Source organism: Streptomyces sp. NPDC004266 (assembly GCF_042874095.1).
Classification (GTDB): Bacteria; Actinomycetota; Actinomycetes; order Streptomycetales; family Streptomycetaceae; genus Streptomyces.
The window spans coordinates 37,250-47,050 of record NZ_JBIAMM010000028.1 but is presented as its reverse complement, the minus strand read 5'-3'; the positions used below and the strand labels follow the sequence as shown (position 1 = coordinate 47,050).

At 70.2% G+C, this 9,801-nt stretch carries 13 protein-coding genes, 1 tRNA gene and 1 pseudogene; 9 read left to right on the top strand and 6 right to left on the bottom strand.

Features of this window, described 5'->3' with window-relative positions:
* Positions 1-293, bottom strand: a 293-nt coding sequence (locus tag ACFYUZ_RS37785) for a hypothetical protein (RefSeq protein WP_389317271.1), incomplete at its 3' end; no start/stop codon positions are given.
* A 343-nt stretch (positions 294-636) separates the two neighbouring features.
* Here ACFYUZ_RS37785 and ACFYUZ_RS37780 point away from each other — a divergent pair.
* Entirely contained in the window at positions 637-807 is a 171-nt protein-coding gene (locus ACFYUZ_RS37780) for a hypothetical protein (protein WP_389317268.1), read from the top strand.
* 46 nt (positions 808-853) lie between these two features.
* Here the strand turns inward: ACFYUZ_RS37780 and ACFYUZ_RS37775 are convergent, their stop codons facing one another.
* Both ACFYUZ_RS37775 and ACFYUZ_RS37770 read right to left on the bottom strand, forming a co-directional pair.
* The gene (locus tag ACFYUZ_RS37775; protein ID WP_389317265.1) at positions 854-1,312 is read right to left on the bottom strand and encodes a VOC family protein; all 459 of its coding nucleotides are present in this window, start codon (positions 1,310-1,312) and stop codon (positions 854-856) included.
* Positions 1,313-1,336: 24 nt separating this feature from the next.
* On the bottom strand, positions 1,337-1,756 hold the full coding sequence (locus tag ACFYUZ_RS37770) for a DUF427 domain-containing protein (protein ID WP_389317262.1): 420 nt from the start codon (positions 1,754-1,756) through the stop codon (positions 1,337-1,339).
* 424 nt (positions 1,757-2,180) lie between these two features.
* Between ACFYUZ_RS37770 and ACFYUZ_RS37765 the strand changes: the two are divergent.
* The 4 genes and pseudogenes from ACFYUZ_RS37765 to ACFYUZ_RS37750 form a co-directional block, all read left to right on the top strand.
* A pseudogene (locus ACFYUZ_RS37765) lies at positions 2,181-3,076 on the top strand (MFS transporter); the annotation flags it as partial.
* A gap of 170 nt (positions 3,077-3,246) precedes the next feature.
* Positions 3,247-3,528 (top strand): HU family DNA-binding protein, encoded by a 282-nt coding sequence (locus ACFYUZ_RS37760; RefSeq protein WP_389317259.1) that lies wholly within the window; start codon positions 3,247-3,249, stop codon positions 3,526-3,528.
* Between the two features lie 153 nt (positions 3,529-3,681).
* Positions 3,682-3,882 carry a cold-shock protein gene (locus ACFYUZ_RS37755; protein ID WP_030221474.1) on the top strand — a complete coding sequence of 67 codons (201 nt, stop codon included), beginning with the start codon at positions 3,682-3,684 and terminating at the stop codon, positions 3,880-3,882.
* Between the two features lie 65 nt (positions 3,883-3,947).
* A tRNA-Met gene (locus tag ACFYUZ_RS37750) sits at positions 3,948-4,021 on the top strand.
* 562 nt (positions 4,022-4,583) lie between these two features.
* Here ACFYUZ_RS37750 and ACFYUZ_RS37745 read toward each other — a convergent pair.
* Positions 4,584-4,871 (bottom strand): WhiB family transcriptional regulator, encoded by a 288-nt coding sequence (locus ACFYUZ_RS37745; RefSeq protein WP_389317277.1) that lies wholly within the window; start codon positions 4,869-4,871, stop codon positions 4,584-4,586.
* Positions 4,872-5,096: 225 nt separating this feature from the next.
* Positions 5,097-5,909, bottom strand: coding sequence for a hypothetical protein (locus tag ACFYUZ_RS37740; protein WP_389317256.1), 813 nt, complete (start codon positions 5,907-5,909; stop codon positions 5,097-5,099).
* 606 nt (positions 5,910-6,515) lie between these two features.
* On the opposite strand from ACFYUZ_RS37740, the gene ACFYUZ_RS37735 reads away from it, so the two are divergent.
* Positions 6,516-7,238, top strand: coding sequence for a transposase family protein (locus tag ACFYUZ_RS37735; protein ID WP_389317274.1), 723 nt, complete (start codon positions 6,516-6,518; stop codon positions 7,236-7,238).
* Positions 7,156-8,127, top strand: coding sequence for a transposase (locus tag ACFYUZ_RS37730; protein WP_389317254.1), 972 nt, complete (start codon positions 7,156-7,158; stop codon positions 8,125-8,127). The genes ACFYUZ_RS37735 and ACFYUZ_RS37730 overlap by 83 nt, the downstream gene beginning before the upstream one ends.
* 42 nt (positions 8,128-8,169) lie before the next feature.
* Here the strand turns inward: ACFYUZ_RS37730 and ACFYUZ_RS37725 are convergent, their stop codons facing one another.
* Positions 8,170-8,718 (bottom strand): DUF4262 domain-containing protein, encoded by a 549-nt coding sequence (locus ACFYUZ_RS37725; RefSeq protein ID WP_389317251.1) that lies wholly within the window; start codon positions 8,716-8,718, stop codon positions 8,170-8,172.
* A gap of 194 nt (positions 8,719-8,912) precedes the next feature.
* On the opposite strand from ACFYUZ_RS37725, the gene ACFYUZ_RS37720 reads away from it, so the two are divergent.
* Both ACFYUZ_RS37720 and ACFYUZ_RS37715 read left to right on the top strand, forming a co-directional pair.
* Positions 8,913-9,179 carry a hypothetical protein gene (locus tag ACFYUZ_RS37720; protein WP_389317248.1) on the top strand — a complete coding sequence of 89 codons (267 nt, stop codon included), beginning with the start codon at positions 8,913-8,915 and terminating at the stop codon, positions 9,177-9,179.
* Between the two features lie 54 nt (positions 9,180-9,233).
* Complete coding sequence (locus tag ACFYUZ_RS37715; protein WP_389317245.1) at positions 9,234-9,716, top strand: hypothetical protein; 483 nt, start codon at positions 9,234-9,236, stop codon at positions 9,714-9,716.
* Positions 9,717-9,801 lie beyond the last annotated feature (85 nt).

Below are 9,801 nucleotides of genomic sequence, written 5' to 3'. Positions count from 1 at the left end.
CCGGGCGTTTCAGGCGTGCCCGTGGGCACGAGTGGCGTACGGGGGGTCCAGGGCTGGTCGGTGAGGGTCAGGGGGATGCCGGGGCCTTCGCGCAGGCGGCGTAGCCGCGCGAGCACGCTGAGTGAGGCGCTGCCGGCCGGGCCGGGGGCCATGTGCAGCCGCACGCCCCGCGGCCGGTAGGCGAGAACCAGACGCTGCACGCGCAGCGCCGCGGCGGCGCGGGAGGCGACGTCGAGATCGGCCGGGACGTACAGGGCCGGGATCCGGCCCTCGTCGGCGTGCTCCACGGACATGGCACGCTGCCCTCCGCCAGACCCGCACCCACGGCACCCCGAGGCGGCCCGGGGGCGGGGGGTGCGGGAAGGATCAGGTCGTCGGATTCAGATGGTGACGGGGGCCGTCACAAGCGCGTCAACGACCTGGGCCGGGGGAGAGGTCCCCGGCCGGCGGAAGAACCAACCCTTAGTGGGACCCCGACGACCCTGAGGGCAAAGACGTCCGGATCGCGTCTGCCGGCCGCCTGTCCGTCATCTACTTCACCAACCGAGCCCTTCGGCACCTCTCCGTCCTGGACATCGTCTGGCTCGGCTAGCTCCAGGCCGTGGCTTCGTGCACGAGCACCACGAGCACACTCCCGTGTACAAAGCCAAGCACGGTTACTTCGTCTCGCCCGCCAACGCCGAGACCTTCGAGCACGAGCTGGCCACGGTGCGGACGCCGCGGACGCTGGCGGAAGTGGTGGACGAGAGCGGCTCGCCCCACGAGACGGTGCTCCTGACGGGGTTCGCCCCGCCCGGCTCCGGATGACGCGCACCCCCTCCGCCCATGAGAGCCTGCCGGTCGGGCAGTCGGATCAGCCCGGCCGGTAGGTCCCCACGCTCCACTCGTGTCCCTCGGGGTCGAGGACCCGGGCGCGTCGCGTGCCCCACTCGGTCGCCTCCGGCTCGATCACCGGGACTCCGCCCGCGGACACCGCGTGGAAGTACCATCGGTCCACCGCCGACGGGGAGGGGAGGCACAGGTACAGACCGCTCCCCGTACTGGTGCCGTGAAGAGCGGGCCTGCTGTACTCGGCGTGCGCGCCGGCCACCATCAGGACCACGTCCCCGCACCGGATCTCGGCATGGGCGAGTGAACCGTCCTCGGCGTCCTGACGCCGCACGAGCTCGAATCCGACCTCCGACAGCCAGGCCAGCGCGGCCTCGGTGTCCCGGTAGCTGAGGTAGGCGTAGAGGTCTGCGGCCACGCCAGCCGGGCGCTCCGGTTCCTTCACGACCCCGGCGCCCCTGGTCGCCCGCGCTGTGTTCGTCATGACGTCCTCCTTCGTCGCGGGCGGTCACCAGCCCCAGGTGCCGGGACCGCCCTTGAAAGGACCTTCGATCTCGTGCGTGATCCACCCGCCGTAGAAGTCGCCCTCCTGAGCGGTCACCACCTCGCCGTCGACCGTGCAGCGCGTCGGGGACGGATAGAAGGCCAGGTGGCCCCGGAGGGCTTCGTAGGGGCCGCGGGGCCGTTCGTAGCTCCAGGCAGCCCGGACGATCACGATGTCACCGACGACGACGTCCCAATATGACGCCTCGCCTTTCCACTCGCAGTGGGTCCGGCCCGGCCGGGGCCGCAGGAACGAGACGCGCACGTCGCGCCGGGGCAGGTAGAAGACCGGCGGATGGCTCGTCTCCAGGACCCGCAGGCTCGCGCGCGTGTCCGCCACGACCTGGAGGCCCACGGTGACCGTCACGTGGCGGTCGTCACGCATGAGCTCCGGGGGCCGAGGGTAGTCCCACACGCACTCCGTCGGCCGCGACCCGGAGCGTACGGGACTTCTGGGGCCGTCCGGTGCGCAGTCTGTGTCGTCCATGGGCTCGACCTCGCCGTTCGTCCGTCTGGTCCTTACCCGTAGTTCTGCCACAGGCCGCCCCGCGGATGCGACACGGCTTCCGGGACTGCGGGTTCTGCGGAGTCGCTCGCGCGTCGGCAGGCCGCCACCGCGATCCCGGCCGGGGAGGAACGCACCGAGCACCGGCGCTCACCAGGTGGCTGAAGGCAGCTAGTACTGCAACGGTCTTTACCTGCGTGGCCATGTGCGAGGACTACGCCGGGCGCCTCTTCGCAGTCCTCCACGAAGGAGGCGACCGGTGACCGCCGCGGCCCCCTCCCCGCAGGCGGCTCCTGCGGCCGGGATGTGGCCGCTGTACACGGCCGGGTTCACCACCGCGTTCGGCGCCCACGGCATCGCCGCCGGCATCGGCGGTTTCTCCGACGATGCCGTCACCTCCCTCTTCGTCCTCGGTGGCCTCCTCGCCCTCTACGACGGTGCCGAAGTTCTCCTGAAACCGGTCTTCGGCAGCCTCGCCGACCGCATCGGCGCCAAGCCCGTCCTCGTCGGCGGCCTCCTCGCCTTCGCCGCCGCCTCCACGCTGTACGTCGTCGCCGACAGCCCCGGCTGGCTGTGGGGCGCCCGTCTCGGGCAAGGTGCCGCAGCCTCCGCACTGGGCGCCCGCCTGAACCCGGCGGCCAAGCACGGGCGCGCCTTCGGCAGCTACGGCTTTTACAAGTCCATCGGCTGCACCCTCGGCCCGCTGCTCGGCGGCGTCCTGGTGTGGGCCGGCGGCCTGCGCCTGCTGTTCACCGTCCTCGCGGTGCTCGGCGCGGCGGTCGCCGTCTGGGCCGGGCTTGCCGTGCCCCTTGTATCGCCGCTGCCCAAGGCCCGGCAGACCGTCCTCGACCTGGCCCGCAGGCTGGCCGATCCCGTCTTCCTCGCCCCGACGGCCGCGCTCGCCGCGGCCACCGCGGCACTGTCGGTCGGCGTCGGGTTCCTGCCAGTTCCGGGTCGCGCCGCCGGGCTGGGCACCGTGGCGACCGGGGCGGCAGTGTCGGTGCTCACCGGCTGTGCGGCTGTCGTCCAGCCGCGGGCCGGATGCGCTCTGGATGACTGCCGTCTCACCCCCGGGTCGACCTGGCTGCGGGACTGTCGCTCACCGCCGCGGGTCTGGCCTGCGCGATGCCGCCGGAGCTGACCGGCATCCTCTTCGCGGCGGTGCTGATCGGCGTCGCACGCGGCGTTGTGGCCGAGCTGCGCTCTCGGTGTCCAGACTTCGCTGGCGCTGATCCCGCGATATGGCCCAGACGGCCCATATGGTGCGGCGGCTGCCGGCCTGTGTCAGGGGCGGGTGGGAGGGTAGCGGGGAGATGTCCCGCCCGCGATCAGACGGGTGGGACGGTCCACAGATACGGAGTGCTCCATCCATGAACCGCAGTGAGCTGGTGGCCGCCCTGGCCGACCGTGCCGAGGTGACCCGCAAGGACGCCGACGCTGTCCTGACGGCGCTCGCCGAGACCGTCGGCGACATTGTCGCCAAGGGTGACGAGAAGGTCACCATCCCCGGCTTCCTGACCTTCGAGCGCACCCACCGTGCCGCTCGCACCGCTCGTAACCCGCAGACCGGCGACCCGATCGACATCCCGGCCGGCTACAGCGTGAAGGTCTCCGCGGGCTCCAAACTCAAGGAAGCCGCCAAGGGCAAGTAACACCCTCACCACACCCGTCCGGCCCGACAGCCGCATGATCGGTTAACCGGATCATGGGCGGGGTAGGACGGGTAGCGGGCGTCTTCCCCCAACGGGAGGGCTCCCTTCTTCTCATCCCGGCCGGGCCCCCGGCTTGATCGAACGGACATGAGCATGGCCAGCGGTACCGTGAAGTGGTTCAACGCCGAGAAGGGCTTCGGGTTCATCGCCCAGGACGGCGGCCCCGACGTCTTCGCCCACTACTCCAACATCTCCGGCAACGGCTACCGCGAGCTCGTCGAGGGCGAGACCGTCACCTTCGATGTGACGCAGGGCCAGAAAGGCCCCCAGGCCGAGAACATCGTCCGCGGCTGACCCGCCAGACCCCACGAAAATGCTTTCGACCCCGCGCCGGCTATTGGGTACGGTGGTGTCACCGACGCGGGGTGGAGCAGCTCGGTAGCTCGCTGGGCTCATAACCCAGAGGTCGCAGGTTCAAATCCTGTCCCCGCTACGAAACACAGGGGCCCGGCTGACGTCGGGCCCCTGTCACGTACGCCTCTCCTGAACGGCAAGAGCGCCGGGGCAGGGCTTGGCGGGGCCGCGCTCACGACGCCGCGGCCGCGCTGGGCGCGCACCAATCGTGCTCGGCGACAGCCGGGGCAGTCCGTCAGCAGAGGCCTACAGCTACTGGACTTTCTGGCCACCACAGCCTCCACGCTCCAGCCAGCCATGGAGGGGGGCGGAGGTCAAGAAATCCGTGATTGTGGGGTGGCACCTTCCTGCCCATCGACCGGATCGACGCTGTCCGGCCGTTCTCTCCCGGCAAGCACAAGAAGCACGCTATGAAGGTCCGCGTCCCGGCCAACCCGTTCGGCCGACTGTTGTGTGCCTTGGCCGCCTCGCCCGACGCTGGGGGCGAGGCAAGCTGCCGAACCTCCGCAGGGACCGGTCCGGTCTGCCGGGACAACGAGCGGACCGGCCCTGGTCCCCGCCACTCCGGTGCCCGGGCAGGGGAAGCGGTCCCCGTGCCCGTCTTCTACACCGTCGCGGGGTGGGAAGGGCTCGGTGGTCGGTCAGGCGGAAGCGCGCTTCACAGGTGACGCTCCGGCTTCATGCTCACGCCTGGCGGCATCCAGCAGCCGGGCCCAGGACCGTACCAGAGGCCGGCGCTTCAACAGGGCGCGCCTGTCTCGTTCTGTCATCCCGCCCCAGACTCCGTGCTCGATCCGGCCGTCCAAAGCATGCGCCAGGCACTCGGCTCTCACAGGACACCCGGTACACAGCGCCTTCGCCCGGCTCTGCGCCGCCCCCTCGACGAACAGATCATCCGCATGCGTCGTCCGGCACGAGCCCGACACCATCCAGCGGTCATTCACACGCACCCACCCACCCCACCCGGCCCCGTACCACTCCTGCTCCCTGCTCGCCGTGTCTCAGCCCGGCCGGCGTCCACTTCCCACTCCCAGCCCGCCACCCCGCGGCCTGGTCGTCTGGATATCGCATGCCCCGGTGGTATCGCAGAGGACGAACAACCGTCAGCCCCTACGACACCACGAGCCGAGCCTCAACAGCCGTGCACGAGCTGGTTAGCCGTCGAGGAGGAAGACCACCGCCATCACGACGTGGATGAGGGCCAGAAGGCCGCCGCAGACGACCAGGAAGGCGCCGGCGTAGGTGTCCACCAGGTGCGTGAAGGGGGCCACCGGCACCAGCACGTCCGCCGGGTCCTCCGGCGGGTGGGCCACGGTGATCGCGGGACCGGCCTCGCCGTGCAGGAAGCCGCGGTACGTGCCGGTCGCGTCCGGGTAGACGTATCCGCCGCGGGTCATCGTGGCCCGGGTGGCGGTCACCAGGACGCCGTGTCGGTACAGCCACCGTTCCCGCCGTGCGCGGACCACTCCGTACAGGCCGATCCAGAGGCCCAGCCAGGCCAGGCCGCCGACCGGGATCGTGATGATGACCACGTCCCACTTGCCCAGCGCGCCGGCCACCACGCAGAGGACGACGAGCGCCAGCAGGTGCCACAGCGTGCCCCGCAGGATCCGGCGGTGGAACCTCGTCCGCCAGGTGGGGGCGAGCGAGCGGACCACGGCGAACGGGGCCCCGTCGACGTCGTCGCTGTCCGTCCGGTTCGCCAGGATCGCGTTGACCCCGTCGGCGAAGGCGGTCGCCGCCACCTCGTCCACGTCGTCGATGCGGTGGACGCGCGGTGTCGTCCCGGCCTTCGCCCGCAGCTCGATCAGGACCGAGCGGCCCTCGGCGCGTATCCGGCCCAGCCCGTCGGGGGTGAAGGTGACCTGCTCGCGCGGGAGGTCGAGGACCAGTCCGATGTCCTCGGCGGACAGGACGGCCCCGCCTCGGCCTCGGAGCACCGGGAGGGAGGAGATGGATGTCGACATGGGCATGATCGTAAAGCGGGTTTTCGCCCAGGTCAGCCCCTCCGATCCCCGTTCCCCCGGCCCTTGCGCGGGAGGAGGGCGACGAGGGGTGCCGCGATCCCCGGCCGGCGGCTCCGAGGCGCGGGGTGCGCTGGTCGCAACGAGTGCGGCGCTGTCGGGCGCCGGGGTGTCGAGAGGGGCGGCGGTGACGACCTCCGCGAAGGCGAGTCCCCCACTCTCGTCGACATCGGCGAGCAACCGCACGACACCCCGAGTTCAATCTCAGTAGGTGTGAGAGCAGGGACGGTGAGGCGGCTGTTCATTCCTTTGCTGGTGTGGCTTTGTAGGTGAGTTTCAGGAACGTCTGATGCTCAGCGGCGGGAACACCCGGTTCCACGGGAGAGTGATGTCGCTGAGTTCTGAGTTCTGAGTTCTGAGTTCTGAGTTCTGGGTTCTGAGTTCTGGGTTCTGGCACAGATCTTGGGGAGCCGTCGCGGAGCGTGACATCGTTGTTCGATTGCGAGTGACTGGCTCGTGCGAGACGGCGTATGCCTTGTCGCCTGGCAGCCAGAAGTGACGCTCCCTCAGGTCCCTGTCAGTCGCTGATGCAGTCGGTTGTGGACGGTGATGGTGCTGGTCATGCGGACCGATGCACCATTCTGGGAATCGCTGATGTTCGCCGGGATCGAAGAGGTGGATGTCGAAGCGGTTACGGCCGCGTTCGGCACGGTCGAGGTGGAGGCAAGAGGCCGCTCTGCAGAAGCCGCGTGTCCGGACTGCGGCCGCTTCTCGGGCCGGGCCCACGACCGTTACCAGCGCAGGCTGAAGGACCTCCCACTTGCTGAGCAGGGCTTTGTGTTCCGGCTGACGGTCCGGCGTTTCATCTGCGGGTCGGCGGACTGCCCGCGCCGGACGTTCGCCGAGCCGTTCTTCCGGCTGGCCGCCCTGCACGCACGGTTCACCACGCGGCTCAACCACGCCTTGGAGCGAGTGGGGCTCGCGCTGGCCAGGCGAGCAGGCGCCCGGCTGGCCGCCCAGCTGGGATTCGGAGCCGGCCGGATGACCTTGTTACGCAGGGTCATGGCTCTGCCCGATCCGCGGTTCAGCACGCCGCGGGTGCTGGGCGTGGACTACTTCGCGATCCGCCGGGGCCAGACCTACTTCACCGTCTTGACCAGCGTCGAAGACCATCGCGTGGTCGACGTGTTCCCGACCCGCGAGGCTGGGCCGCTGGCCGCTGGCCGCCTGGCTGATCCGCCATCCCGGAGTGGAGATCATCTGCCGGGACCGGGCAGGCGCCTACGCCGAGGGTGCCCGGCGCGGTGCTCCCGATGCTCTGCAGGTCGCTGACCGGTTCCATCTGTGGCAGGGCCTCGGCCGGGCCGTGGAGACCGGCGTCGCCGTCCACCGCGACTGCCTGCGCAGCCCGACGCCCAGCGGCATGCAGCCGGAAGCCACCGGACGGGCTTCCGGTCGGCCGCAGGACGATTCGGCGCCCAGCGGCCGGCGGACCGAACGGAAGAAGGCTGCACACGCCCTGGTCCACGAGCTGCTCGCCCAGGGCCACTCACGCCGGGCGATCGCCCGGCACCTGGGCTGGGGCCTGAAGACCGTGCTTCGGTACGCGAACGCCGCACGCTGGCAGGACACCATCCGAGACAACCGCCCCCGGTCCAGCAGGCTGGACCCCTACAAGCCTTACCTGGAGCGACGCTTCGCCGAGGGATGCACCAGCGTCACCCGGCTGCTCGGCGAGCTGGTCGCCGAGCAGGCTCCCGTCACCTACGGCATGGTCCGAGCCCACATCGCCACCTTGCGCGGGGCCCCGTCCGAGGCGCCGCCGAGGCCGCTGACGGTGCGGCAGGTGACCGGCTGGATCACCCGGCATCCCACGACCCTGGCCGAGGAAGTCCGAGCCGGCCTGAAGGACGTCCTGGCCCGCTGTCCCGAACTGGACACCGCGACCGGACACGTCCGCGACTTCGGCGAGATACTCACCGACCGCCTCGGCTCCACGCTCCCCACCTGGATCGACGCAGTCGACGCCAACCAGCTGCCCAGGCTCACCGGTTTCGCACTCCACCTGCGCCGAGACCTCGACGCCGTGACCGCCGGGCTCACTCTCGACTGGAGCTCGGGCAGCATCGAGGGCGCCGTGAACCGCATCAAGAAGATCAAGAGGCAGCTCTACGGTCGGGCCGGATTCGAACTCCTACGCAAGATGATCTTGCTTCAGTAGTCCACCACTCGGGTGCCGGCTCGCCACCCGCTACGTCCCAGATCAGAGTTCGGTCGTCCAGATTCCGACAGGATGGTCACTCGGAGGCAGCCACAACCGAGGCTGTGACTCGCGATGCCTCTCGTCAGCCTGCTCATCCCAGTGGAAATGGCCCTCGGCATCAGGCCACGCGACTTGCAGCACGGGCAGAGGCGGCCGCCGGTAGAACCCGAGGGCCTGCCCCAAGAAGGTCCGATACCAGCGGCGATCAACCTGCCTGAGCGCGACTCGATGGCCGACGACAACATCAGAATGGCTCTGGCCGTCCACCAATGCTTCGCCTGCGGCGGCCTTCTCTCCGAGGGTGTTGAGCATGCGGTGCATGGAGTGGACATCGAGCCCGAACATGGCGAGTTCAGGTCCGCCGTGCGTGTGCGCGAGGCCGATCGTGTAGGCGAATCCAGGACCGATCTCGTCTTCGGGAACCATCACGACGTGCCATCCGTGCTGCTGCACATGCTCGATGACCGTCAGATCCATGCGGTCCGCTTCGCCCCGGTCGCCGTAGTCATGACAGAGGACACAGCGGCACTGGAACGGATCATCAGTCATGTGCGGAGGGTATGAGGTGAGCCCTCACGCCGAGCCACCGGTGTGTGAACCCCTCTCAATCGAACGGCGCCATCACCCTCCGCGATGGCTCCCCAAGATCTGTGCCAGAACCCCTTTGTCGCCTACGAAGCCAGCAGGGTCTGGTTCGCCACCAGCGGCGGTGTGATCGGACCGTCGACACCGGCGCCGGGACGGTGCGCAGCATCAGTACGGGCGAAGGCGTCCAGAACAGCATCTCCACCGCTCCGGGGCGCACCGCGGTCGCCACCGACCACGCGCTCTCCCCGCTGTCCGCCGCTCCCGACGGCACGCCCGTCGTGGAATGGCGGGCCCCCTACGACCGGAGGCCGGCCCGCAAGCCCGGCCAGCTGAGCTGGGGCACCGGCACCACCCCGAGCTTCTTCGGGCCGGAGCACGGCACCGAGTTCGTCACCATCGTCGACAACGCCGCGCCTCACTGAAACCTGCTCGTCTACCGCGTGTCCGGTGGGCCCGGGCCGGTCTGCCGCCTTCCCGTGCTCACGCAGTACGCCCGCAACGGCACCGAGGACGCCGTGATCGCCTCCGGCCGCAGCGTCTTCGTCACCGACACGTACGGCTACCCCTACCCGGCCCCGCCCCAGGGCGCTCCGGCGAGTCAGCCCCCCTCCGCGAACTTCGACGGCGGTCTGAGCCGGATCGACGTCGACGCACGGGGGACCGGATGCTCGGTCGGGTGGAACAGCCCCGTGAAGTCCGCCGCGCTGCCCCGCCTCTCCCCGGCCGACGGGAAGATCTACACCGTCTCCGTGACCGGTCCGACTGGCAGCGCCGGCCTGAACACCTTCGCCCAGTACCACCACGCCGTCGTCGATCCGGCCACCGGCCACCGGCTGAGCAGCTCCTACCTGGGCATCGACCTGGTGTACAACCCCCTCCAGATGCGGGGGACCGCCGCCCTGGACGGCATTCTCTACCAGGGCACGGAGACCGGGGTGGTCCGCATCGCCCGGCGATGATCCAGGGACGCCGCGCGACGGCCCCGTTCCCGGCGGAGCCCGCCGGGAACGGGGCCGTCCCCTGGACCGGGGACCCGCGTCACGC